19 protein-coding genes and 1 pseudogene are annotated in these 24,155 nt (G+C 64.9%); 8 read left to right on the top strand and 12 right to left on the bottom strand.

Going from position 1 to position 24,155, the window contains the following annotated elements:
* The first annotated feature begins 9 nt into the window (after positions 1–9).
* From ACEN9O_RS24115 to ACEN9O_RS24125, 3 genes are read left to right on the top strand one after another with little or no spacing between them, the layout of a single operon-like run.
* A complete protein-coding gene (locus tag ACEN9O_RS24115; protein ID WP_495614336.1) occupies positions 10–1,371 on the top strand; it encodes an MBL fold metallo-hydrolase RNA specificity domain-containing protein in 1,362 nt (453 codons plus the stop codon).
* On the top strand, positions 1,368–2,894 hold the full coding sequence (locus tag ACEN9O_RS24120; protein WP_495614337.1) for a thymidine phosphorylase family protein: 1,527 nt from the start codon (positions 1,368–1,370) through the stop codon (positions 2,892–2,894). Before ACEN9O_RS24115 ends, ACEN9O_RS24120 begins: the two co-directional genes overlap by 4 nt.
* Positions 2,894–3,787, top strand: coding sequence for a ribose-phosphate diphosphokinase (locus tag ACEN9O_RS24125; protein WP_495618530.1), 894 nt, complete (start codon positions 2,894–2,896; stop codon positions 3,785–3,787). Before ACEN9O_RS24120 ends, ACEN9O_RS24125 begins: the two co-directional genes overlap by 1 nt.
* On the opposite strand, the gene ACEN9O_RS24130 is transcribed toward ACEN9O_RS24125, so the two are convergent.
* The 3 genes from ACEN9O_RS24130 to ACEN9O_RS24140 all read right to left on the bottom strand — a co-directional run bounded on the left by ACEN9O_RS24130 (position 3,762) and on the right by ACEN9O_RS24140 (position 6,728).
* On the bottom strand, positions 3,762–4,427 hold the full coding sequence (locus ACEN9O_RS24130; protein WP_495614338.1) for a DUF6901 family protein: 666 nt from the start codon (positions 4,425–4,427) through the stop codon (positions 3,762–3,764). The genes ACEN9O_RS24125 and ACEN9O_RS24130 overlap by 26 nt on opposite strands.
* 20 nt (positions 4,428–4,447) lie before the next feature.
* Positions 4,448–5,215: a substrate-binding periplasmic protein gene (locus ACEN9O_RS24135; RefSeq protein ID WP_495614339.1), complete on the bottom strand. Its 768-nt coding sequence runs from the start codon at positions 5,213–5,215 to the stop codon at positions 4,448–4,450.
* A 463-nt stretch (positions 5,216–5,678) separates the two neighbouring features.
* Positions 5,679–6,728: an ABC transporter substrate-binding protein gene (locus ACEN9O_RS24140; RefSeq protein ID WP_495614340.1), complete on the bottom strand. Its 1,050-nt coding sequence runs from the start codon at positions 6,726–6,728 to the stop codon at positions 5,679–5,681.
* A gap of 200 nt (positions 6,729–6,928) precedes the next feature.
* Here ACEN9O_RS24140 and ACEN9O_RS24145 point away from each other — a divergent pair, with 200 nt between their 5' ends.
* Positions 6,929–8,752: a glycoside hydrolase family 35 protein gene (locus ACEN9O_RS24145; protein ID WP_495614341.1), complete on the top strand. Its 1,824-nt coding sequence runs from the start codon at positions 6,929–6,931 to the stop codon at positions 8,750–8,752.
* A 59-nt stretch (positions 8,753–8,811) separates the two neighbouring features.
* A pseudogene (locus tag ACEN9O_RS24150) lies at positions 8,812–9,075 on the top strand (chromate transporter); the annotation flags it as partial.
* Here ACEN9O_RS24150 and ACEN9O_RS24155 read toward each other — a convergent pair.
* The 8 genes from ACEN9O_RS24155 to ACEN9O_RS24190 form a co-directional block, all read right to left on the bottom strand.
* Positions 9,034–9,468, bottom strand: coding sequence for a YeeE/YedE family protein (locus ACEN9O_RS24155; RefSeq protein ID WP_495614342.1), 435 nt, complete (start codon positions 9,466–9,468; stop codon positions 9,034–9,036). The pseudogene ACEN9O_RS24150 and the gene ACEN9O_RS24155 overlap by 42 nt on opposite strands.
* Before the next feature lie 10 nt (positions 9,469–9,478).
* Positions 9,479–9,910 carry a YeeE/YedE family protein gene (locus tag ACEN9O_RS24160; protein ID WP_495614343.1) on the bottom strand — a complete coding sequence of 144 codons (432 nt, stop codon included), beginning with the start codon at positions 9,908–9,910 and terminating at the stop codon, positions 9,479–9,481.
* Entirely contained in the window at positions 9,907–10,239 is a 333-nt protein-coding gene (locus ACEN9O_RS24165; protein ID WP_495614344.1) for a metalloregulator ArsR/SmtB family transcription factor, read from the bottom strand. Before ACEN9O_RS24165 ends, ACEN9O_RS24160 begins: the two co-directional genes overlap by 4 nt.
* Before the next feature lie 60 nt (positions 10,240–10,299).
* A complete protein-coding gene (locus ACEN9O_RS24170) occupies positions 10,300–13,410 on the bottom strand; it encodes an efflux RND transporter permease subunit (protein WP_495618531.1) in 3,111 nt (1,036 codons plus the stop codon).
* Positions 13,407–14,474: an efflux RND transporter periplasmic adaptor subunit gene (locus ACEN9O_RS24175; protein WP_495614345.1), complete on the bottom strand. Its 1,068-nt coding sequence runs from the start codon at positions 14,472–14,474 to the stop codon at positions 13,407–13,409. The genes ACEN9O_RS24170 and ACEN9O_RS24175 overlap by 4 nt, the downstream gene beginning before the upstream one ends.
* Positions 14,471–15,835, bottom strand: a complete 1,365-nt coding sequence (locus ACEN9O_RS24180) for a TolC family protein (protein ID WP_495614346.1) — start codon at positions 15,833–15,835, stop codon at positions 14,471–14,473. Before ACEN9O_RS24180 ends, ACEN9O_RS24175 begins: the two co-directional genes overlap by 4 nt.
* A gap of 75 nt (positions 15,836–15,910) precedes the next feature.
* On the bottom strand, positions 15,911–17,188 hold the full coding sequence (locus tag ACEN9O_RS24185; protein WP_495614347.1) for a sensor histidine kinase: 1,278 nt from the start codon (positions 17,186–17,188) through the stop codon (positions 15,911–15,913).
* Positions 17,175–17,861 carry a response regulator transcription factor gene (locus tag ACEN9O_RS24190; protein WP_495614348.1) on the bottom strand — a complete coding sequence of 229 codons (687 nt, stop codon included), beginning with the start codon at positions 17,859–17,861 and terminating at the stop codon, positions 17,175–17,177. The genes ACEN9O_RS24185 and ACEN9O_RS24190 overlap by 14 nt, the downstream gene beginning before the upstream one ends.
* Before the next feature lie 359 nt (positions 17,862–18,220).
* Between ACEN9O_RS24190 and ACEN9O_RS24195 the strand changes: the two genes are divergently transcribed.
* Complete coding sequence (locus ACEN9O_RS24195) at positions 18,221–19,234, top strand: cupin-like domain-containing protein (RefSeq protein ID WP_495614349.1); 1,014 nt, start codon at positions 18,221–18,223, stop codon at positions 19,232–19,234.
* Here the strand turns inward: ACEN9O_RS24195 and ACEN9O_RS24200 are convergent.
* On the bottom strand, positions 19,231–20,274 hold the full coding sequence (locus ACEN9O_RS24200) for a LacI family DNA-binding transcriptional regulator (RefSeq protein ID WP_495614350.1): 1,044 nt from the start codon (positions 20,272–20,274) through the stop codon (positions 19,231–19,233). The genes ACEN9O_RS24195 and ACEN9O_RS24200 overlap by 4 nt on opposite strands.
* 232 nt (positions 20,275–20,506) lie before the next feature.
* Here ACEN9O_RS24200 and ACEN9O_RS24205 point away from each other — a divergent pair, with 232 nt between their 5' ends.
* Together ACEN9O_RS24205 and ACEN9O_RS24210 are read left to right on the top strand one after the other, a co-directional pair.
* Complete coding sequence (locus ACEN9O_RS24205) at positions 20,507–21,637, top strand: endo-1,4-beta-xylanase (RefSeq protein ID WP_495614351.1); 1,131 nt, start codon at positions 20,507–20,509, stop codon at positions 21,635–21,637.
* A 108-nt stretch (positions 21,638–21,745) separates the two neighbouring features.
* Complete coding sequence (locus tag ACEN9O_RS24210; protein ID WP_495614352.1) at positions 21,746–24,133, top strand: glycoside hydrolase family 3 N-terminal domain-containing protein; 2,388 nt, start codon at positions 21,746–21,748, stop codon at positions 24,131–24,133.
* Positions 24,134–24,155: the final 22 nt, after the last annotated feature.

Below are 24,155 nucleotides of genomic sequence, written 5' to 3' on the forward strand. Positions count from 1 at the left end.
GTGGAGACCATGAAAATACAATTCCTAGGAGCGACCGGCACCGTGACCGGCTCCAAATACCTGCTGACCTCGGGTGCCGCGCGCATGCTGCTCGACTGCGGCCTGTTCCAGGGCTACAAGCAACTACGGCTGCGCAACTGGGCGGAGCTGCCGGTCGCGCCATCCACGATTGAGGCCGTGGTGCTGACCCACGCTCACCTGGATCACAGCGGCTACCTGCCTCTGCTGGTCAAGAACGGCTTCCGCGGCAAGATCCTGTGCAGCGAGGCCACCTACGATCTGTGCAAGATCCTGCTGCCCGACAGCGGCCGCCTGCTGGAGGAGGAGGCCAACCATGCCAACCGCCATGCCTATTCCAAGCACGCGCCGGCGCTGCCCCTGTACACCGAGGAAGACGCCGAACGGGCGTTGAAATATTTCTCGCCGGTGGAGTTCGGAAAACCGTTCGCCATCTGCGGCCCGCTGCGCGGCCAACTGGCGCTGGGCGGCCATATCCTGGGCGCGGCCATCGTCACCGTCAGTGACGGCAGCCGCAGCGTCACTTTTTCCGGCGACCTGGGCCGCATGCACGACGCCATCATGGCCGAACCGGCCGCCATCACGCGCAGCGACTACCTGGTGCTGGAATCGACCTATGGCGACCGCCTGCACAACCCGGCCGATCCCGCCATCCTGCTGGGGCAAACCATCCGCGAGACCGCTGCGCGCGGCGGCGTCACCATCATTCCGGCGTTCGCGGTGGGCCGGGCGCAATCGATACTGTACGCCATCCACCAGCTCAAGCAGCAGGGCCAGCTGCCTTCGGCGCTGCCGGTCTACCTGAACAGCCCGATGGCCACCGATGCCACGGCGCTCTATCAGAAGCACCGCCATCTGCACCGCCTCGACCGCCATCAGTGCGAGGCGATGTGCCATGCCGCCCATATCGTCAACAGCGTCGAGGAGTCGATCGCGCTCAACCAGAAGCAGCTGCCGATGGTGATCGTCGCCGCCAGCGGCATGGCCACCGGCGGCCGCGTGCTGCATCACCTGAAGGCCTTCGCCGGCGATCCGCGCAACACCATCCTGTTCGCCGGCTTCCAGGCCGGCGGCACGCGCGGCGCGGCCATGCTCGACGGCGCGCCGGAGATCAAGATCTACGGCGAATACGTGCCGCTGCGGGCCAGCGTGCGGCAGATCGACAATTTGTCGGCACATGCCGACGCGGGCGAGATCATGACCTGGCTGGGCCACTTCGAACAGCCGCCCCGGCGCACCTTCATCACCCACGGCGAACCGGCGGCGGCCGACGCGCTGCGCCGCCGCATCGAGGAGCAGCTGCACTGGGACTGCCATGTGGCCGACTATCTGGAACAGCAGGAGCTGACATGAACCGCCAGGCCGCGCTGGACAGCCCGGTCCCAGGCCTGCACCTGCACCGCCTGCGCATCGACACCTACCAGGAGCCGGTCGCCTATTTGCGCAGCGACTGCCCGGTCTGCAAGTCGGAAGGCTTCGAGACGCGTTCGCGCATCGAGATCTGGCACGGCGAGCGGCACATAGTGGCCACCCTCAACGTGGTGCACGGCGACTGGATAGCGATGAATCAACTGGGCCTGTCGGAAGCGGCGTGGCGCGCGCTGGGCGGCAGCGAGGGCGCGCCGCTGCGGGTGGCGCATGCGCAGCCGGTGGCCTCGATGTCGGCGGTGCGGGCCAAGATCTATGGCCGCCCGATGGGCTCCGAAGCGGCCCAGGCCATCGTGCGCGACGTGGTCGACGGCCGTTATTCGGACATCGAACTGGCGGCCCTGATCACCGCCTGCTCGGGCGACCGGATGGACGTGGCCGAAACCATCGCGCTGACCCGCGCCATGGTGGCGGTGGGCCAGCGGCTGCACTGGAACAGCGAGCTGGTGGTCGACAAGCACTGCGTCGGCGGCCTGCCCGGCAACCGCACCACCTTGCTGGTGGTGCCGATCGTGGCCGCCTGCGGCCTGACCATCCCCAAGACGTCGTCGCGGGCGATCACCTCGCCGGCCGGCACCGCCGACACGATGGAGACGCTGGCGCCGGTGGCGCTGGACCTGCCGACCATGCGGCGCGTGGTGGAGCGGGAAGGCGGCTGCATCGCCTGGGGCGGGGCGGTCTCGCTCAGTCCCGCCGACGATGTGCTGATCCGGGTCGAGCGGCCGCTGGGCCTGGACAGCGACGGCATGATGGTGGCGTCGGTGCTGTCGAAGAAGATAGCGGCCGGCTCCACCCATGTGGTGATCGACATACCGGTCGGGCGTACCGCCAAGGTGCGTTCGCAGCAGGCGGCGCATGCGCTGTCGCGGCGGCTGGATGCGGTCGGCGAGGCGCTCGGCATCAACGTCAACGTCATGCTCAGCGACGGCAACCAGCCGGTCGGCCACGGCGTCGGCCCGGCGCTGGAAGCGTGGGATGTGCTGGCGGTGCTGCAGAACCAGGCCGGCGCGCCGGACGATTTGCGCCAGCGCGCGCTGCAGCTGGCGGCGCGGGTACTGGAGCTCGGTCGCAAAGCCGCGCCCGGCGAGGGCCTGGCGCTGGCGCGCCGCGTGCTCGACAGCGGTGCCGCCTGGGCCAAGCTGCAGGCCATCTGCGAGGCCCAGGGCGGCATGCGCACGCCGCCACGGGCGGCCTACACCCATGTGCTGACCGCCTTGCATCAGGGACGGCTGGTGGCGATCGACAACCGCCGCCTGGCGCGGCTGGCCAAGCTGGCCGGCGCGCCGAAATCGCCGGCCGCCGGGCTGGCACTGCACGCGCCGCTGGGCACCATGCTGAGCGCGGGCCAGCCCTTGCTGACCTTGCACGCAGAATCGCCGGGCGAGCTGGCGTACGCCCTGGCATATGCCGAGGCGCAGGACAATATCTTTTCGATACAGGAGGCATGATGACTGCGATGTTGATGGCGCTGCCCGGCGCCGAACAATTCGCCGGCCACTTGCGGGCAAGCCTGGGCTGCGACGCGGGCGAGCTGCTGGTGCACCGCTTCCCCGACGGCGAAACCTGCCCGCAGCTGACGCCCGCCGTGGCGGGCCGCGACGTGATCCTGGTGGCGGCGCTGAACCGGCCCGATACCCAGATCATGGCCGTCTACCTGTGCGCCTGCGTGGCGCGCGAGCTGGGGGCGCGCAGCGTCGGCCTGGTGGCGCCGTACCTGCCGTATATGCGCCAGGACGCCAGCTTCGCACCGGGGCAAGGCGTCACGGCGCGGCATTTTGCGCGCCTGCTGTCGGGCTGTTTCGACTGGCTGGTGACGGTCGATCCGCATCTGCACCGGTTCCACAAGCTGTCCGAACTGTATGGCATCGCCACGGAGATGGTGCCGGCCGCGCCGGAAATCGCCCGCTGGGTCTCGGCCAATGTGGCGCGTCCGGTGCTGGTCGGACCGGACGAGGAAAGCGAACAATGGGTGGGACAGGTGGCCGCCGCCGTCGGCTGTCCCTACACTGTCTTGCGCAAGGTGCGCAGCGGCGACCGCGAGGTGGCGGTATCGCTGCCGCCCGCCGCGGTCCTGGCCGACAGGACGCCGGTGCTGGTGGACGACATCATCTCGACCGCGGCGACCATGATCGCCGCCACGACGCAGCTAAAAGAAGCCGCCTGCGAAGCGCCAATCTGCATCGGGGTCCATGCGCTGTTCGCCGACGCCGCCTACGCCGAACTCAAGGCGGCGGGCGCCGGCCGTATTGTCACGTGCGACTGCGTTCCGCACGCCAGCAACGCCATCAGCATGAGCGCACCTATAGCGGCGGCGGTTACGCGCATGCAAAGGCAGCTTTGATGTCGTCCAGTTTATCGTCGATGGAGTAGGGCAGCGCCTTGGCCAGCAGGTCGAGGATGATCAGCGCGTTGAGCGCGCCATCCTCGTCCACCGCCTGCCGCAGGCGCCTGGCCATGGCGCTGTTGACGCCTTGCAGCGCCAGGTAGCGCGCCTTCAGGCCTTCCAGCTCCCAGTCCGGCTGGCCGCCTTCGCGGGCGATGAAATACTGCGCCAGCAAATACGTGGAGGCCGCGCGGTAGATGGTTTCCTCCTCGGAGGCAAACGGCAGGTGGAAGTGGGCCATGGGCCGCAGAAACGCCGTGTGCGGACAAGCGCTGCTGGCCGCGAGCAGGCCCATCAGGGCGCCCACCCCGCGCTGCACCGTGGTGTGCTTGGCGACGCTGCGTTCCGCCGTCTCCACCCGCACCTCGACTTGCTCATAGGAGCGCAGCTTGCCCATGATGGCGATCAGCGGCACGAAGCGCACCGCCATCGGGCAATGCGACGTGCTGCCGGGCTGCAGCGCGCAGTTGGGACACTGCTGGAACTCCAGCGCGGTCCACGCCGGCAAGTGCGCCGGTTCGCCGCCGGCCTCGTCGCCGACCGCGCAGCGCGCGCTTTGGCCGTCTGCGAAGTGAAAGTGATAGACCACGTTCTGCATCAGCGTCCCTCCGGTTATGCCTAGCCGCCCTTGCCATCGCCCAGGTATTTTTGATAGATCGCGTTAAACCGCCCGCTGTCTTTCAAGTGCTTGAGGCCGATGTTGAAATCGTCGCGCACTTTTTTATCGCGGAACACTGCGCGGTAGTCCATCGGGTTGAACTTGACAAAGCTCTGCTCGACGACGGGCTTGGGATGAAAGGTTTTGTTCAGCTTAAGTTGCAGCGTGAAATACCTGAAAATATTCCGGTCGCTGAGCACGACGTCATAGCGCCCGCGATCCAGGGTCAGCACCTGCAGCGCCTGGTCGTTCTGCTCGAAATAATGGCCGGCCTTCCTGACCTCGTCGAGCCATTCCGGATAGCGCCTGGCGGCGCCGGCGAAGGAGATCACGGTCAGGCCGCGCAGGTCTTCCGGCGTCTTGATATCCAGATGGCGCTGCTTCAGGCTGATGAAGACGTTGTCGTAGAAAACCGCCGGATCGCCGTAGTGGGCACCCCATTTTTCCATGTCCTCGCCAAGATCGGTCATCGCGGCATCGACGTCGCCGGCCTTGAACGCGACCGGAATGCGGGCGAAGGGATAGTAGTGCGGCGTCATGACGTGGCCGCGATAGGCCAGCGCCTCGCGCAGTATTTCCACTTCAATGCCGGAATCGGTTTCGGGAAAACAAAACGGCGGGATCTTCTCGCCGAAGGCCATGCGGACGGTGTCGGCGGCGGCCAGCGGACTCCAGCAGGCCAGCAGGGCGCCCAGCAGCAACGGCGCAAGCCGGTGGCGTGAACTCACGGCGTTCCCCGCCAAGAATTGATGGCGCATGCCAGCGGCGACCTGACGGCGGGTGCCGCCGGGCAGCGTGGCCTGGTAGTTTGCGGCGCTGCCATTGCGTAAATATGAACTGACGACATACAGATTGGTCCGCTTTGTAAGTGTGTAGTAATAACCCAGCGCCAGCTGGGTGGCATTCGCATTCCGGATCAAGCGGTCCGTCTTGCGAACAACGCGAGTATTTTACCGTGTTGTCCGTGCGCACCCCGGGATCCAGGCAGGCAAGCGGAAGCAGCATAATTCGCCATGTTTTCACGCGATCTCTCCTGCCTGGTAGCGGGCGGGGCGACCTCATTGTCGGGGGCCTTTTGAGTGCACACTATTTACGTTCTACACCGCATAGTGACGTGAATCAAGCATTCCGGGGTTTTCTGGCGGCGGCAAGCCGGCTTTACGACAGCGGCTTTACGACAGCGGCTAGGCGTCACCGCGATTGGCCGCTGATCGTACCGGAATTTCTCGCGGCGTCCATCAGGTCGGGAGGCACGGCAATCCCAAAGTGCTTGATCAGTTTGAAGTCGAAGGCCACGCCTGTCCTGGACGGCGTCTCGGCGGGAATCGCGGCAATGGATACGCCGGCAAGCAAGCGGGCGATCATTTTTGCTGCTTGTTGCCCCATGCCTGGCAGCGACGGGTACATGCACATGGCCGCGCCCCAGCCCGCGCGGGCGTCCGGCTCGATCACGCCGACCAGGGGCTTGTTCGCATATTTCGCCATCGTGCGCGCGAACTCCGGGTTGATCCCCATTTGATCGTTCGGCGCGAGAAACAGGTCCACCAGCGGATTCAGCTCTTCGATCAGCGGCACCGTCTGCATCGCCATGCGTTGCGTGCCGTTGTCCCCCCTGACGAACTTCACGCTCCGGTAAATGATCTTCAAATCCTTAAACTCCGGATCGGTGGACAGCAACTGTTCCAGCCACGTCCGATAGCTGAGCGATTGCGGCATATCGCCGTAAATCAGGCCGATGGTACGCGCGCGCGGCATCAGCCGCCGGATAAACCGCAGACGTTCCTTGACCGGCACTGGAAAAGAAACGCCGGTGACGTTCCCGGTCGGTGCGGTGCCGAAACCGCCGATCAAACCCAGGCCCACCGGATCGGTGACCGAGGCGAATACGAAACGGCTGCGCGGATGCTCGGCCGCGATCTTTGCGAAGGCCTTGGCCGCGATCGTGCCGGCGATGTAGACCACGTCGAAGCTAGCGCCGTGCTTGAGTTCCCAGATGTGCGTGGCCGCGCCCTCAAACTGGGAGAGCGAATAGCGTTCGACCTCCAGGTTACGTCCGACCACGAAACCGTGGCCGGCAAGCGCGTCGAGCATGGCGCCGGTGATGGTGATATACGGTTCCGTCTTTTGCGTGTCCACGACCAGCAGCCGTCTGACCGGTGCAGCAGCGGCGCTGAACGGCGGCAATGCCAATAGCCCTGCCAATAACAGCGGCAATGCAATGATGGTACGGCGATCGTTCATGACGTTCCTCCGAGTATTGCCATATTACTCCGTTCCGTGCGTCGCGGCATCAGGCCAGAGGGCGCGCCAACAATCTTTCGAAACGCAAGGAAGGCAGCACGATATCTTTCGATTTTTCGCCGACATTGACGACCATCTTTCGTTATGGTCTTATGTTTATGTTTTAAATCTTTCGGGAGACGAGATTGGCGTACACAGACATGAAGCAACTCGCGGCGCTGGGCATCATGATGGCGGCTCTGGGTGCCCAGGCGGCTGTGCCGCATTTTGCCGTGGCGGGAGATCGCTTCGAGCTGGACGGCAAGCCCTACGTCATCCGCGCCGGCGAAATGCACTATGCCCGCATTCCCCGCGCATTCTGGCGCGAGCGCCTGCAGCAGGTGCGGGCCATGGGCCTCAACACCGTCACCACCTACGTGTTCTGGAACCTGCATGAACCCGAGCCGGGCCGCTTCGACTTCAGCGATAACCTGGACCTGGCCGCCTTCATCCGCACCGCGCAGGAGGTCGGCCTCAACGTGGTGCTGCGGCCCGGCCCCTATGTCTGCGCCGAGCTGGACTTCGGCGGCTTTCCCGCCTGGCTGCTGCGGACACCGGGGCTGCGGGTGCGCAGCATGGATCCGCGCTTCCTGGAAGCGACGGCGCGCTACTTCAAGCGCGTGGCGCAGGAGGTGGCGCCGTTGCTGTCCTCGCGCGGCGGCCCGATCCTGATGACACAGGTGGAAAACGAATACGGCTCCTACGGCGAAGATCACGCCTACATGGCGGCCATCCAGAAGCAGTTAAGCGATGCCGGTTTCGACCTGCCGCTGTTCACGTCGGACGGCCCCGACCCGACCCTGCTTGACCGCGGCACTTTGCCCGGCCTGACGCCGGTGGTCAATTTCAACGGCAACGTGGACGAGGTGAAGGACGCCTTCGCGCAATTGGCAGGCTTCCGCCGGAACGTGCCGCGCATGGCCGGAGAATACTGGGCCGGCTGGTTCGACCATTGGGGCGAGCGGCATCATCAGGTCAGCCCCAAGCTGGCGGCCGACGCGGTGGACTGGATGCTGGGGCAAGGCATCTCCTTCAATCTGTACATGGCGCACGGCGGCACCAGTTTCGGCTGGCAGCCCGGCGCCAACAGCCATGGCACAACCTATCAGCCCGATACGACCAGCTACGACTACGACGCCGCCATCGACGAAGCAGGCCGGCCCACGCCCAAGTTCTACGCCATCCGCGCCGCGATAGAACGCCATCTGGCGCCAGGCGAACGCCTGCCGGATTTGCCCAGACAGAGCGCGTCCACCATCGCGGTGCCGCGCTTCGCGCTGGATGAGTCTGTGGCGCTGGTCGATGCGCTGCCCAGGCCCATCGCGTCCCGCCTGGCCCGCAATATGGAGGCGTATGGACAGGGCTATGGCTTCATCGTCTACCGCAAGCGCTTTGCTGAAGGCGCGTCCGGCAAGTTGGACCTCGGGGCGGTCCGCGATTACGCCCATGTCCTGGCCGACGGCACCACCATCGCCACGCTGGATCGCCGGCGCGACGAGCATGTGATGGACCTCGATCTCGCGGCCGGCAGCACGCTGGACGTGGTGGTCGAGAACATGGGACGGGTCAACTTCGGTCCCATGCTGGCGGATGAGCGCAAGGGCCTCACACGTTCGGTGTCCCTTGGCGACAAGCCGCTGCTCGACTGGGAGGTGTTCCCCCTTCCGCTGGCCGATGTATCCGGCCTGCGCTTTGCGCACGGGTCGCCGGCTAAACGCGGTCCCACTTTCTGGCGGGGCCATTTCAACACCAACGCGGCAGGCAGCACTTTCCTGGACACGCGCACGCTTGGCAAGGGACATGTGTGGGTGAACGGCCATCACCTCGGCCGCTATTGGCGCATTGGCCCGCAACAAAGCCTGTTCCTGCCCGCACCCTGGCTACGCCAAGGGGACAACGAAATCGTCATTCTCGACATGGACGGCAACGCGGAAGCGCCAAGCGTGCAGGGCTTGCGCGATCCGGTTTTCTCCACGCCAGGCTGAAATGCCAATGGGCTGGACGGCGCGGGCGACGCTTAGCTGGCCGGTTTGATGGCGCTGATTTCCTTCCGTGCTACCTGTTCACGGTCCTGCCCGCGCCATATTTCAAGAAGTACGGCAAGCTGCCCGGCGTGGTGGCTTTTGTCGACGGCATCACGGCAGCGGCAGTGGGCGCGATCACTGGTTCGGTCATCGTGATCGCCCGTCGTTCTATCGTCGATCTGCCGACCTTGGCGATCGCTTTGGTGGCGGTCGTACAATTGGCCGCCGAAGATGGCGGAATCCTAGGCGGTTTGCTGGCGGCGCCTCGCTATGCGCTCCAGTAATTCGAACGCCGCCATGCCCGTTATCATGGCCGCAGTGAAGATGAGTGGTTTGCTGCCGCCGCTGGCGAGCGATGTGAGCGCAGGGCCGGGACAGTAGCCGGCCAGTCCCCAGCCGGCGCCGAAAGCCAAAGCACCCAGCACGAGCCGACGCTCGATCCGCGTCGCGGCGGGCAAACGCATCGGTTCACCAAGCAGCGACTGGCTGCGGCCGGCGGCGTAGCGAAACGCGACCAGCCCCACCAGGATCGCGCCGCCCATGACGAAACCGAGCGAAGGATTCCAGCGCCCCGCCAGATCCAGAAAGCCGATCACCTTGGAGGGATCGGTCATGCCGGAGATGATCAGGCCGAGTCCGAAAACCAGACCGGCTACCAATGCGGTGATGATGTGCATGACGCGCTCCTTATCCAATGAGGTGGCGAACGATGAAAACGGTGACGAAGCCGGCCGCCATGAAGGCGCACGTCGCCACCAGCGAGCGCAGCGAGAGTCGCGACAGCCCGCACACGCCATGGCCGCTGGTGCAACCGGCGCCATAACGCGTGCCGACGCCGACCAGCAGGCCAGCGGCGATCAGCGTTGTCGTGCCGGCCTCGACCCGCACGTCCGGCAAGGGCGCAAAGAGCCCGTAGGCGGCGGGTGCCGCAATCAGACCGAACAGGAACGCGGCACGCCAGGCGATGTCGCCCCTCGGCCAGGCCAGCAAGCCGCCGAGGATGCCGCTAATGCCGGCGATGCGTCCATTGAACAGCGCAAGTATCGCCGCCGCCAGTCCAATCAACGCGCCGCCGGCCAACGCGGCCCACAGCGTGAAGCTGCCGACATCGATCATCATGATGCCGCTCCATTCGGTTGTTCACAATATAGCTGGTACAACACCTGCATGACCGCCATCGCCTCGCCGCTGGCGAGGCTGTAGAAGATCTGCTTGCCCTCGCGCCGCGTGGTCACCAGCGCCTCGTCGCGCAACACACTCAGTTGCTGGGAAAGCGTGGGCTGTTGAATGCCCAAAATGGCCTCAAGCTCACTGACGCAATGGTGGCCCTGGCTCAACTGGCACAGCAGCAGCAGCCGGTCAGGGTTGGCGAGCACTTTGAGCAGACCACAGGCCCGCGATGCGGCGCTGCGCATCGCGGTCGGATCAAACTGGCGGGGTTGGTTCATGGCTGACTGGTCCTTCTGGTCATTTGCATGATAATACTATATAACATAATAAACTATAATTCAATATAATGTTAAAGGCGGAAGACACCGGGGCGCCCGAAACGCCCCGTAGCGCCATGCCATGGTCGGCAGCACCAGCAAATTGAGAAGCGTGGACGTCACCAGGCCGCCGAGTATCACGATCGCCATCGGCCCTTCGATTTCGTTACCCGGCGCGCCACTGGTAATGGCCAGCGGCAGCAACGCCAATGCCGTCACCGACGCCGTCATTAAAATGGGAATCAGCCGCTCGCCGGCGCCGCGTACCACGGTTGTCATGGTCCATGGTTGGCGCTCGGCGCGAACCAGATGCTCGTAATGGCTGACCAGCATGATCGAATTGCGCAGCGAAATGCCAAACAAGGTGATGAAGCCGACCATGGCGCCGAGCGACAGATCTCCGCCGCCCAGTGCCAACGCGATGACGCCACCGACCAGCGCAAACGGTAGATTAGCCATAATCAGCGCCACGCTGCGCCAGCGCTTCAAGGCCAGCACCAGCAGCATGGTGATACCGCCGAGCGCCAGGGCACCGCGCACCAGCAAGTCCTGCATCGCCTGCCGGCGGGCTTCATTTTCGCCGCTGAAGGCGAGATACATCCCCTTGGGCAGCGCCACTTCGCTGGCGACCTTTTGCTGCGCCTCGCGGACGAATTCGGCGACCGCGCGTGAACCCAGTTCGACGGTCACAGTCTGGCTGCGTTGGCCGCCGCGATGACTGATCTGATAGCGGCCCTGTTCCATGCGGATCTCCGCCAGTTCGCGCAGAGCCAACGCCTGACCATCCGGATTGCGTATCAACAGACCCGCGACCTGGGAGATATCCTGGCGTGCCGGCAGTGCCAACCCCACCGTCACATCGTAGCTGCGATCGGCCTGTATCGTCTGGGCTACCGTGATGCCCTGGCTGGCCAGTTGTATCGCCTCCAGCACATCCATCGGCTTGAAGCCCCAACGCTGCAGGCGTTCCGGCCGCAGGCGCACCGACAGTTGGGGCTGAGCCTGTGCCGCTTCGGTGCGCACATTGGCCGCGCCACGCACTTTGCCGATCACCGTGGCGACCTGCTGCGCAGCGCGGTCCAGCAGGTCAAGGTCGTCGCCGAACAAGTTCACCACGACCGGCGCCGTGCTGCCCGAAATGGTCTCGTCCATGCGCTCGACCAGGAAGGTATTGACCGACGTGGTCGCCCCGGGGAATAGCGCCAGCGCGGCGCGGATGCGTCGCAACGCCACTTCCTGCGCCGCGCCGTCCATGGCGTTCAGATCGACTTCGAGCTCGCTCAGCTGCACGCCGGCAGGATCGACCACATCGCCAGCCCTGCCTGCGGTCTGCGCCACCAGGCGCACGCCGGGCACTTGCAGCAGCGTCTTGGACATCAGCCCTCCGACCCGCATGGTCTCACTCAACGCGGTGCCGGGAGCCAGGCCAAGATGGACAATGTAGTGTCCCTCGCGCAGGGCGGGCAGGTAGCTGCCGCGGAAGAACGGCAGTAGCGCCAGGGCAGCGATGCAAGACACCATCGTCAGCATCAAAACGGCGCGGCTGTTGCGTTCGGCCCGCTCCAGCAGCACCAGATAGCGCTGCTTGATCCTTGCCAGCAGCGGCGGAACCGCATGCGGCAAGGTGCGCCGGGTAAGTAGCGCCAGCGACAATGCCGGGGTCACGGTCAGCGCGACGCCGAGAGAGGCCAGCACGGCCAGCATGTACGCCATCGCCAGCGGGGCAAACAGCTTGCCGGCGACGCCGGGCAGGGCGAGCACCGGCAGGAAAATCAGCATGACGATGAAGGTGGCATAGACCACGGCGCCGCGCACCTCCAGCGCGGCCCGCAATACCACGCGAAACGGCGCCAATGGCTGCGCCAGCTCCTGATTTTCGCGCAGACGGCGGTAGATGTTTTCGACGTCGATGACGGCGTCGTCGACCACTTCGCCCAGCGCGATCGCCAGGCCGCTCAACGTCATGGTATTGAGCGGAATGCCCAGATGGTGCAGCACGATCACGGCGGCCAGCAGCGATAACGGAATCGCGAGCGCCGAGATCGCGGCCGTGCGCGCGTTGAGCAAAAACAGGAATAGCACCAGCGCGACCAGCGCGCTGCCTACCAGCAGCGCAACACCCAGGTGATGCGTTGCCGCCGTGATGAAGGTGGCCGGCCGGAAGACATCCTGCCGCAGTTCGATGCCTTGCCTCGACAGCGCCGGCTTGAGCGTGGCGAAGGCCTGGTCCAAGGCGTCGGTGACAGCCAGCGTATTCGCGCCGTACTGGCTTTCGATCACCAGCATGACGCCGGACTGGCCCATGACAGCAGCGGCTCCCACCGCGGGCGCGGGTCCGTAGGCCACGGTGGCGACGTCGCCCAGCCGGATCGCAGCCCCGTTGCTCCAGCGCAGAACCACCTGCGCCAGCGCCTCCGGCGTGGTGTTCTGGCCATCGGTATGCAGCGTGATGCGCTGATTGGCCGTCTCGATAAAGCCGGCGCCGCGCAAGCCCGCTGCCTGGCGCGCGGCGCTGGCGACATCCTGTAGCGACAGGCCATGGCGCAGCAAGCGGGCCGGATCGGCTTGCACCTGCAATTGCCGCACCGCGCCGCCAAACACGATCACGTCGGCCACGCCCGGTACCGCCAATAGCCGGCGCCGCACCGTCCACTCGGCGGCATCGTGCAGCTCCATCAAGTTGCGCGTCGGTGAGCTGAGTGCGGCCATCATGACGACGCCGGTCGCACTTGTCAGCGGCAACAGCCGGGGTGGCGACACACCGCTCGGAAGCGACGCCCCCATCACAGCGAGGCGCTCGGCAACCAACTGGCGCGTCTGCAGCAGGTTGGCGTCCTCCTTGAATACCATGGTGATGAACGACAGGCCTTGCAGCGATTTCGATCGCAGCGACTGTGCGCTGCTGGTACCGGCCAGGACGCTTTCAAGCGGCTGCGTTACCAGCGTCTCGACCTGTTCGCTGGACATGCCCGGTGCCTCGACCTGGATGACCGCGGTCGGCGGCGCGAACTCGGGGAAGACATCAAAGGTAGACCGCGTCAGCGTGTGCAGCCCGTAGCCGCACAGCAGTACGGCCAGCGCGTAGACGACCCCGCGAAAGCGCAGCGAAAAACGGAGGAGGGCGTTCATCAATCGTCGCACTCCGGCGGATCTTTGCACACGGTTGCGACGCCCTGCGGGCGCTGCTCTTCCGACAGCAGCAGTTGGGCGCCGCGCGTCACCACCGTATCGCCCACATGGAAGCCGCTGGCGACGACGACTCCGTTGCGGGTCTCCGATACCGCCTCGACCAGACGCCGTGCAAAGCGCTCCGGCGCTATGCGGACGTAGCTCCAGCGTTGACCGCCGTACCAGACCAGGGCGCTGGCGGGTATGACTGCGCCCGCGCCCGCAGCCGTTCCAGCCAGTACCGAAAGGCGGGCCTGCGTATGCGTGCCGGCCGGGAGCGCGGACTCCAGCAGATACAGATAGGAGACGCCTTGCATAATCGGATCGGCCTGCGGCGCTGCCGACAACCGCCGCGCCGCCACCATTCGTCCGTCGCCGGCGTCGAGCGTGATGCGATCGGGGAAGGACATGTGTGCCGTCGCAACCTGGGTGACGCGCGCTATCGATGCCTGTCCCTGCACCAAATGGTGGAGCAGGGGAGTGCCTGGTTTCTCTGCCGCTTGCGCCAATGCTTCGCCGAATTGCAACCGCAGGCTGGCGGCCAGCGCGGCGCAAGTTGCGCCGCTGGCACTCAACCTGGCCTGATCCGACAGCGCGGCCGCCCGCGCTTCCTGAACGCTGCGGGCTGACATATTATGCTCGTCGTCGTAAAGCTTCTGCACACGCTCGTACTGAGACTGCGATGTCTGCGTCACGGCTCGCAGCGCCTCCTGTTCGGCACGGGCCGTCGCCAGCCGCTGCGCCACATCGAACAGCGGCTGTGGATCGATCACGCTGGCGTAGGCGCTTGTTTCACCGCCGCCTAGCGGCGCCGCCAATGCCGCGACTTCGAGGCCGCCGGCGCGCTGCATCGCGATTTCCAGTGTGAGCACGGATTCGCCATTGAAGGTCTGCACACGCGGCGGCGCCGGTGGCGGTGGCGATACCGCCGCTGACAGGCCGCCGCCGGCGAGATAACCGCCTGCGCCGCCAGCTGCCGCGGCGACCACTACGGCTACTGATGCAATAAAAATGTGATTGCGTTTCATTGGTACTCCAAAGGGGACCGGCGACGGCCGTCTGCCGGCAAGGCTTGCTGCAGGGCGTCTTCCAGCGCGCCTTTGGCCTGTTGCATGGTGATCTGGGCATGCAGGTGGCTGGCTGCGGCACCAAGGTAGTCTGCCTGCGCTTGGACCAGTGCCAGTCGATCCAGCATGCCGGCGTCATAGGCGGCGTGCTGGCTGTCACGTTGGCGCGCGGCGGCCGCCAGGCTGCGCTTGGCCAGCTCCCACGCCTGGAGAGATGCCAGGTAGGCGGAATTGGCCAGCGTTGCGTCGTTGATGATCTTCTCCTGCAGCGCCGCAAGGTGTGCTGCCGCCTCGCTGCGGCGGGCTTCAGCCTGCGCGATCGGTCCTTGGTTACGGTCCATCAGCGGCAGCGTCAGACTGGCCAACCCCAGGCTGATCTTCCGGGTGCCGGCATCGAAGGTATAACCTGCGCCGAGATGGACGTCCGGATATTGGCGGCTCACTTCAAGCTGCAATGCGGACTGGCTGGCTTCATAGTCGGCCAGCGCTGCGAGCAGGTCGGCGCGCCGCAACAATGCTGCTTGACGCACCGACTCCTGGGGCGGTAACGGACCGGCCATTTCCAAACCGCTGAAATTAAAGGTCACGCCATCCAGCGCGGCCACCGGTACGCCTACCGTAGCGGCCATGCGGGCGCGCGATTCGAACACCAATTGTCTGGACGCCGCTTGTTCGGTTTGCGCCTGCAGCAGATGCAATGCGGCCTGCTGCACCTCGGGCCGCGCGGCTGCGCCTTCGTCCTCGCGCCGGCGCAGCATGTCGGTCATCTGCTGCCGCAGCATGGTCTGCCGTTCCTGAATCTGCAAGCGTTGCTGCGCACCGTATAGGCCCAGCAACGCGTCGCGGACCTGGCTGCGCACTTGCCATTCCTCGTTCGTCAAATTCAGTGCCGCCGCTTGTGCCAGCCAACTTGCATGGTCAAGTTGATGGCCACGTTTTCCTGCTGTTTCCAGCGGGATGTCGAGCATGGGGCCTGTGGTGTAAGGGCTGGCGCCGTCGCGTTGGTTGGTGGCATATTCGAATGGGAGTTGCAGCACCGGATTGCTGCGGGCGCCCGCGCTCATGATGCCTGCCTTGGCAGTCTCCCAGCGCTTGCGCGCCAGTTCCAGTGCCGGGTTGTAGCAGCGCGCCGCCGCTGTCAATGAATCGCTGTCCCAACTGCTCACTGGCCAGGCCGAGGTGGCCATGCACTGCTGCAGTGGAGCGCCGGCCAGCGTACGCTGCGCAAAGAGCTGAGCCTCGTGCTCCAGCGCGATCGGTTTAGGTTGGTAGCTCGCGCAGCCGGCGAGGAGGGCGCACGCGCAGATCCATGATCGGTACATCGAGGCGCATTCCGTTGACAGTCAAAGGCGTCATGATACGGAGGGCCACGTCAAAATTTTGTGAAGACGGCAAAATCAGCTGGCCAACGGCAAACCTAGGAACACCTCGGTGCCGGCGCCAACCTCACTGGCGATCCGTATCGGCCAGTTGTTACGTTCACAGATCTTCTTAACAACTGCAAGTCCGATGCCGAAGCCCTGTTGGCCTCCATGCGATGGTCCACTGTGATAGAAACGCTCGAATACCCGCGGCAATTCGTCGGCCGGGATCCCGCTGCCGGTATCGGAGATCCGCAATTCGCCGTCGGCATAAGAAAAGTGCAACCGTCCCTGGCGGGTATGGCGTGCTGCGTTATCCACGAGATTGGACAGCACCATGGCCAGCGCCGGCGCATGGACCTGCACCAGCAGCGCAGGATCGATATCATTGTTTGCCACGATGTCCTGAGTTGCCAAACGGGGGGCGAAGTCGGCTAGCGTACCGGCGATTACCTCACACAAAGCGACCGGTGTTGGCGCGGCAGCGGACTCCTCTCGCGCCAACGACAGCAGCGCATTGACCATGGCTTCCATATTGGCGCAGGCGCGTTCGATCTGCGACAGGCGCGCACGCGACTTCTCGCTGAGGGAGGAATCCTGCGCCAGCAGCTCACAACTGGTCTTGATGGTGGTGAGGGGCGTGCGCAGTTCGTGGCTGACATTGCCGGTAAATTCCTTCTCGCGCGCTATCATCTGCGCCATGCGGCGATGGTAGTCGTTAAACGTGTCCACCAGTTCAGCCACTTCAATCTCGTCGTAGCGGCCCGGCTGCAGTTCCTGCGCTGCTCCGGAACGGACCGCACGCACCTGCTGCGCCAGTCCCGCGACCTGAGCAACCAGCAATCCAGACAAGCTATAAGCCAGCCAGGCCGTCAGCAGCGAGATCACACCGGTACCTATCAACAGCGCTTCGAAGACTTGCTTGAAGCGTCGTTCATAGGCGCTGAAATCGTAGATGCGATAAATGCGCTCCTCACCGAAGGCGCTGACGGCCACGTGGATCTCTCGGTCGTCCAACATAATTTCGTGGGTGCCTGATGCCAATTGCCTGACGGTGGACGGCAATGCGAGCCGCAGCCCGCCTTCCTGCGAGACGTGGCCGCCCAGCCGCGCATCCAATGGCGGCAGCAGCGCCGGATCGCTGCGATAGGACTGCAGCAGATCCCGCATGTCGTCGGCGATGATGGCGTCGATGAACTTTTCCTCCTGGCGTTCGACCAGCGCCTTCAGCCCCAGTGCCTGGGCCAGCAGCAGGATGATCGTCAGCGCGGAAAACGCCAGGGCGACCTTGCGGCGCAGACTAATGCGGCGCATCGGACATTAACAGCCGATAGCCATGGCCATGGCAGGTTTCGATCGGATCGGCTTCGCCGCCTGCGGTCAGCGCGCGCCGCAGGCTGTAGACGTGGGTGCGCAGGGTATCGCTGTCGGCCTGCGGTTCGCCCCAGATGGTGGTTTCGAGGTCGGCACGGCGCAGCACCCGGTTTGGTGACAACATCAGCAAGTGCAGCAGTTGCAGGCATTTTGGCGAGAGCTTGATGGCACGACCCGCACGGTCGACCTCCAACCGTTCGGGGTCGAGGCGGATGTCGGCGCACTGCAAGACGGCCGGCGTCACGCGCCCCTGCGCACGCTTGACCAGGGCGCCGAGACGGGCCGCGACTTCCTTCAATGAAAACGGCTTGACCAGATAGTCATCGGCGCCGTGGTGAAATCCCTGCAGCTTATCGTCCAGGGTGTCGCGCGCGGTCAGCATCAATACCGGCACGTCGCAGCGGGCTTCTTCCCGCAGCTTGCGGCACAGCTGCAGGCCGTCGAGGCCGGGCAGGGACAGGTCCAGCAGCAATGCATCCCAGGTTTGAGACGTCGCCAGGTGCAGCCCGGTCACGCCGTTGGCGGCCAGGTCGACTATATGGCCTGCGCCTTCCAGGTATTCGTAAAGGTTGGCCGCGATGTCTGGATCGTCCTCAACTATCAATATCTTCATGTGCTATGCGTATGCAGACTGTTCTGTCTTGATCGGGGAATATAGTGTCGCATACATTCTCTCGCATGGCAGGCTGGCCGCCGCCATGGGCTCGGCGCCGGCCGGAGGGCGCCACCCTTCTCGGGGATGGGGGGCCTTCATTCGTAGCCGAGCCTGATAATGGTTGCGCATATCATTTTTAATGGTTTTTATTGACAATAACTTTTCAACCCTTCTACACTGCGTCGTAGTAGCATTTTTGTGAAAAATGGCACGCGCCATGCAACCACGGTGAACCACGATGCCTATAGCTGTTTTACTTAACAACGCCGATCACAAGAGCCTTCGCGTCATCACCAGGCACGACGGGAACCGCGCACATGCCGCCCGTCGCTAAGCCGATACGAGAACTCCACGGCGTCGCTCCGGACGGCTTGACGGACGCCATCCTGACGGCCACGCAGCCGCTTGTGCTGCGTGGCTTGGCGGCGGCATGGCCGATGGTGCGCGTCGCGCAAACCTCGCCGCAGGCAGCCGACGCCTATCTGCGGCGCTTTTACCGCGACGCCAGCGTCAACGCGATGCACGGCGCGCCCGGGATAGGCGGGCGTTTCTTTTACAACGCCGATATGACCGGCTTCAATTTCACGTCGGTGCGCGTCCGCTTCGACGCTGTGCTCGACGCGCTGCGCGAGCACCTGGATGACGAGCAGCCTCCGGCCTTCTATGTCGGCTCGACCACGATCGACGCCTGCCTGCCGGGCTTTCGCGCCGAGAACGATATCGACCTGGGCGCGCGCGATCCTCTGGCCAGCATCTGGGTGGGCAACCGCACGCGCATCCCGGCGCACTACGACTTGCCGGACAACCTGGCGTGCGTGGCGGCCGGACGGCGCCGCTTCACCTTGTTCCCGCCGGACCAGCTGGGCAATCTGTACGTCGGCCCGCTGGACCTGACGCCGGCCGGCCAGGCGATCAGCCTGGTCGACTTCGCCGCGCCCGATTTGGCCGCCTTCCCCAAATTCGCCACCGCGCTCGAACACGCGCAGACGGCCGAACTGGAAGCCGGCGACGCGCTCTTCATTCCCAGCATGTGGTGGCACCACATCGAGGCGCTGGACAGCTTCAATGTGCTGGTGAACTACTGGTGGCGCCAATCGCCCGACTATATGGACACGCCGGTCAACACGCTGCTGCAGGCCTTGATGACGCTGCGCGAGCTGCCGCCGGCGCAGCGGCAGGCGTGGCAGGAAATCTTCCGCCATTACGTCTTCGACAGCGATGGCGGCGAAGCCGGCCATATTCCGCCGCATGCGCGCGGGGTGCTGGCGCCGTTCGATGGCGACGCGGCCCGCAGGCTGCGCGCGCAACTAATGAATATGATGAGGCGTTAAACCTTGAGCTTACCCGCGATCTTGGTCGACGGGCGGGTACGCGGGGCGGCGTCGGATTGGCGTCGTATCAGCTGATAATCCATCACCACGTGCTCCGGCGTCTCGTCCTCGCCATCGCGCTGGGCGTTGATCTGCTTGACCAGAAACTGCACCGCCGCGGCCGCCATGTCGGTAATGGGCTGGCGTACGGTGGTCAGTTCCGGCCAGATGGTGGTGGCCAGCGCGGTATCGTCGAAGCCGGCCACCGTCAGGTCGCCCGGCACATCCAGGCCCAGGCGATGGGCGATGGCCACCGTCGCTGCCGCCATGTCGTCGTTGCTGGCGAAGATGGCGGTGGGGCGCTGTTCCAGCCCCAATAAGCTTTCGGCGGCGTCCAGGCCCGAGCGGTAGGTGAACAGCCCCTGCACGATCAGCTCCGCCGCGCCTTGCGCGCGTTTCTCGGCGATGGCGGCCTGGAAGCCGGCCAGCCGGCGCGCGCTGGCGGTCTGGTTGGGATGGCCGATGATGAAACCGATGCGCTGGTGGCCCAGCGAGATCAGATGGCAGGTCATCGCGTGCGCCGCGTGGAAGTCATCGATGCTGACCGCGCAGACGCGGTCATCCGGGCTGCCGCAGGCCACCGTGACGACCGGCGTGCCGGAAACTACGATGGCATCGATCAGGTTGGGTGTGTCGCACAGCGGCGGCGGCAGGATGATGCCGTCGATGCCGTTGGCGATCATGCGGCGCGCCTGTTCGGCGCCTTGTTCGTCGGCGTCGCACTTTTCCACCAGTAGTTGTACGTTGTTGGGGCTGGCCTGGTTCAACAGGCCGACCAGGAATTCGCTCAGGTAGCCGGAGCTGGGGTTGCTGTACAAGAAGCCGACACGGATGGGCGGCGCTCCCGCCAGGCGGCGCGCGGCCTGGTTGGGCACATAGTTCAGCGCCGCCACTGCCGTGCCAACGCGGTTGCGGGTGACTTCGCGGACACGGGTGTCGCCGTTCATCACGCGCGACACGGTCATCGGCGAAACGCCGGCCAGCTTGGCCACGTCGATCATCGTCGGGGCCCCCGACCGGGAACCCGCTGCGGGTTTTAATTTCACCTTGATGCTTGTCATCGGCCTTTTGCTAACCCTGTGTTGTATGGTCGTCATGCCTGGGGGACTTTACCACATGTGGATCTCAGGCCACAGACTTTGCCCCTTATCCACGGCCTGCTGGCTTTATGTTAGCGTAACATTTTAATTGTGCCATGAGTATGAACAAACATTTTCACCACGGAGCGTGTCGATGACGATTTCTCGCAGAAATACCTTGGCCATGCTGGCCGGCGCCGGCCTGATGCCGCTGACCAGCGTGTTTGGAGCCGATCAACCGAAATCCTTGAAGGCGCTCGGCAAGCGCAAAGGCCTCCATGTCGGCAATGCGATCGGCGCAGCGGGCTTTCGCGATCCCGCCTACCGGGCGTTGATGGCGCGCGAGTGCAACGTCATCGTCGCCGAGAACGAATGCAAATGGCCGGCGCTGGAACCGCGCCAGGGGCAAACCAACTACGAACCGGCGGACCGGATGTTCGCCTGGGCCAGGGAGCAGGGCATGCTGATACGCGGGCATAACCTGCTCTGGCAGACGGCCAGGTGGCAGCCGGCCTGGATGAATCAGTATGACTTCGGCGCGCGGCCGGCGCTGGCGGCGGAGCGGCTGATACGCGAGCACATCGGCGCCGTCTGCCAGCACTTCGGTTCGCAGGTCCATAGCTGGGACGTGGTCAACGAGGCCGTCGATCCGGCCGACGGCACGCTGCGGCCGAATGTCCTGACCGTGCGGCTGGGTGCGGTCGAGGAGATCGACCTGGCGTTCCGGCTGGCGCGTGAGCACGCGCCGCAGGCGCAGCTGGTCTATAACGACTACATGCGGCCCGATGACGGCAGCGCCAGACACCGCGAAGGCGTGCTGAAACTGCTGCAGGCGCTGAAGGCGCGCGGCACGCCGGTGCAGGCGCTGGGGCTGCAGAGCCATATCGGCTCATGGGATGAGATGGGGCCGGGCAGCAAGGATCTGCAGGAGTGGCGCAAATTCCTCGACGAGGTGAGCGGCATGGGACTGGACTTGCTGATCACCGAATTCGACGTCAACGACCGCAAGCTGCCGGCCGATATCGCGGCGCGCGATGCGGGCGTCGCGGCGCTGGCCAGGGACTATCTGGATGTGACCCTCAGCTACCCGAACTGCCACGATTTCGTGATGTGGGGTATGGCCGATCATATGAATTGGCTGCAAGGGTGGAAGGAGGCGCCGCGGATGGATGGCTTGCCGATGCGGCCCGCTCCTTTCGACAGCCGGCTGAACGGCAAGCCGCTGCGCGCAGCCATCGCGGATGCCATCAAGGCCATGCCGGCCAGGTCCAGCGCGCTTGGCTAAGACGTGTTGACTTGGCAATCCCAATCCATCACACTGGGAAAATGGTAGCGCTATTCATTAGAAGTTATAGACATCACGACGCTACCAATAAAAACCCAAGGAGACAAAATGAGTAATGACAAGCGCAGGCAGTTCCTGAAATCAATGACCGGCCTGGCCGGCGCGGCGTCGCTGGCGCCCGCGATGGCGCTGGGTGCCACCGCCCGCCTGCCTTACAAGGACGCGTCGCTGCCGCTCGCCAGGCGTGTCGACGACCTGCTGGGCCGCATGACGCTGGACGAGAAGATCGCGCAGATGCAATGCATCTGGCAGGATAAAAAGCTGATCCAGGACGCGCAGAACGAATTCTCCGCCGAGAAGGCGACGCGGATTTACCCGCATGGCCTGGGCATGGTGGCCCGTCCGTCGGACCGCCAAGTAGGCCAGGCGGCCGGTGCCGGCGACACCGGCGTGGTGGCCAACCGCAATGCGTTTGAAACCGCGACCTATGTGAACGCCATGCAGAAATGGGCGCTGGAGCAAACCCGCCTCGGCATCCCCTTGCTGATGCACGAGGAGTCGCTGCATGGCTACGTCGCCCGCGACGCGACCAGCTTCCCGCAGGCGATCGGCCTGGCATCGTCGTTCGATACCGACATGGTGCGCGACATCTTCAGCGCCGCCGCCCGCGAGATGCGCGCGCGCGGCGCCAACCTGGCGCTGGCGCCGGTGGTGGACGTGGCGCGCGAGCCGCGCTGGGGGCGCATCGAGGAAACCTATGGCGAAGACCCGCACTTGTGCGGCGAGATGGGCAAGGCCGCCGTGCTGGGCTTCATGGGCGAATCGCGACAACTGGGCAAGGACAAGGTGTTCGCCACGCTGAAGCACATGACGGGACACGGCCAGCCGGAGAGCGGCACCAATATCGGCCCGGCCGAAGTCAGCGAGCGTACGCTGCGCGAGGAGTTCTTCCCGCCGTTCGAGAAGCTGGTCAAGGAAACCCATATCAGCGCCGTCATGCCGTCGTATAACGAGATCGGCGGCGTCCCCTCGCACGCCAACCGCTGGCTGCTGACCAAGGTGCTGCGCGAGGAGTGGGGCTTCAAGGGCGTGACGGTGTCGGACTATTTCGGCATCAATGAATTGATCACCCGCCACAAGCTGGCCGCCACGCCGAAGGAGGCCGCGCTGGCCGCCTTCAAGGCCGGCGTCGATATCGAAACGCCGGACGGCCTGGCCTACAAGACGCTGGGCGAACTGGTGCGCGAAAAAAAGATCGCCGAAAAAGACATCGACGCCGTGGTGCGCCGCATCCTTGAACTGAAATTCCTGGCTGGCCTGTTCGAGCAGCCCTACGTGGACGCCAGGGCCGCCGACAGCCTGACCGCGACGCCGGACGCGGTCGCGCTGGCGCGCCGCGCCGCGACCCGCACGCCGGTACTGCTGAAAAATGACAAGGGCCTGCTGCCGCTGGACGCGAAAAAGGTCGGCAAGGTGCTGCTGCTCGGCACCCACGCCAAGGACTGCCCGATCGGCGGCTACTCCGACGTGCCGCGCCAGGTGGTGTCGATCTACGACGGCCTGCAGGCCGAGAGCCGGGCACAGGGTTTCGAACTGCGCTACGCGGAAGGCGTGCGCATCACCGAAGGCCACGTCTGGGGCGCGGACGAGATCAAGTTTACGGCGCCGGACGTCAACGCCAGGCTGATCGCCGAGGCGGTGGAAGCGGCCAAATCGGCCGACACCATCATCATGGTCCTCGGCGACAACGAGCAGACCAGCCGCGAGGCCTGGGCCGACAATCACCTGGGCGACCGCGACAACCTGGATCTGATGGGCCAGCAGAACGACCTGGCGCGCGCCATTTTCGCACTGGGCAAGCCGACCGTGGTGTTCCTGCTGAACGGACGCCCGCTGTCGGTCAACCTGCTGGCGGAGAAGGCCGACGCGCTAATCGAAGGCTGGTACATGGGTCAGGAAACCGGCCACGCCGCCGCCGACCTGCTGTTCGGCCGCGCCAACCCGGGTGGCAAGCTGCCGGTGTCGATCGCGCGCAGCGTCGGCCAGCTGCCGGTCTTCTACAACCACAAGCCGTCCGCGCGCCGCGGCTACATCGACGGCCTGACCACGCCGCTGTATCCCTTCGGTTTCGGCCTGAGCTACACCAGCTTCGACATCTCGGCGCCGCGCCTTGCCAAGGCCAGCATCCGTGCCGGCGAATCGACCAGGGTCGAAGTGGACGTGCGCAACACCGGCAAGCTGGCCGGCGACGAAGTGGTGCAGATCTATATCCGCGACGACGTCAGCTCGGTCACCCGTCCGGTGCTGGAACTGAAGGCCTTCCAGCGCGTCACGCTGCAACCGGGCGAGCAACGCACGCTGTCCTTCGACATCAAGCCGGCCGACCTGTGGTTCTATAACATCGACATGAAGCGGGTTGTCGAGCCGGGCAGTTTCACCATCCATGCCGGCCCGGATAGCGTCCGGCTGAAATCCGTCAAATTAATGGTGTCGTGAACCAATAATAAAAAAGCCGCTC

It is taken from the genome of Duganella sp. Dugasp78 (assembly GCF_059491455.1).

Coding starts and splice junctions, on each gene's coding strand:
- ACEN9O_RS24115 (WP_495614336.1), top strand. CDS start 10: ATGAAAATACAATTCCTAGGAGCGACCGGCACCGTGACCGGCTCCAAA.
- ACEN9O_RS24120 (WP_495614337.1), top strand. CDS start 1,368: ATGAACCGCCAGGCCGCGCTGGACAGCCCGGTCCCAGGCCTGCACCTG.
- ACEN9O_RS24125 (WP_495618530.1), top strand. CDS start 2,894: ATGACTGCGATGTTGATGGCGCTGCCCGGCGCCGAACAATTCGCCGGC.
- ACEN9O_RS24130 (WP_495614338.1), bottom strand. CDS start 4,427: ATGCAGAACGTGGTCTATCACTTTCACTTCGCAGACGGCCAAAGCGCG.
- ACEN9O_RS24140 (WP_495614340.1), bottom strand. CDS start 6,728: ATGAACGATCGCCGTACCATCATTGCATTGCCGCTGTTATTGGCAGGG.
- ACEN9O_RS24145 (WP_495614341.1), top strand. CDS start 6,929: ATGAAGCAACTCGCGGCGCTGGGCATCATGATGGCGGCTCTGGGTGCC.
- ACEN9O_RS24155 (WP_495614342.1), bottom strand. CDS start 9,468: ATGCACATCATCACCGCATTGGTAGCCGGTCTGGTTTTCGGACTCGGC.
- ACEN9O_RS24160 (WP_495614343.1), bottom strand. CDS start 9,910: ATGATGATCGATGTCGGCAGCTTCACGCTGTGGGCCGCGTTGGCCGGC.
- ACEN9O_RS24165 (WP_495614344.1), bottom strand. CDS start 10,239: ATGAACCAACCCCGCCAGTTTGATCCGACCGCGATGCGCAGCGCCGCA.
- ACEN9O_RS24175 (WP_495614345.1), bottom strand. CDS start 14,474: ATGAAACGCAATCACATTTTTATTGCATCAGTAGCCGTAGTGGTCGCC.
- ACEN9O_RS24180 (WP_495614346.1), bottom strand. CDS start 15,835: ATGTACCGATCATGGATCTGCGCGTGCGCCCTCCTCGCCGGCTGCGCG.
- ACEN9O_RS24185 (WP_495614347.1), bottom strand. CDS start 17,188: ATGCGCCGCATTAGTCTGCGCCGCAAGGTCGCCCTGGCGTTTTCCGCG.
- ACEN9O_RS24190 (WP_495614348.1), bottom strand. CDS start 17,861: ATGAAGATATTGATAGTTGAGGACGATCCAGACATCGCGGCCAACCTT.
- ACEN9O_RS24195 (WP_495614349.1), top strand. CDS start 18,221: ATGCCGCCCGTCGCTAAGCCGATACGAGAACTCCACGGCGTCGCTCCG.
- ACEN9O_RS24200 (WP_495614350.1), bottom strand. CDS start 20,274: ATGATCGACGTGGCCAAGCTGGCCGGCGTTTCGCCGATGACCGTGTCG.
- ACEN9O_RS24205 (WP_495614351.1), top strand. CDS start 20,507: ATGACGATTTCTCGCAGAAATACCTTGGCCATGCTGGCCGGCGCCGGC.
- ACEN9O_RS24210 (WP_495614352.1), top strand. CDS start 21,746: ATGAGTAATGACAAGCGCAGGCAGTTCCTGAAATCAATGACCGGCCTG.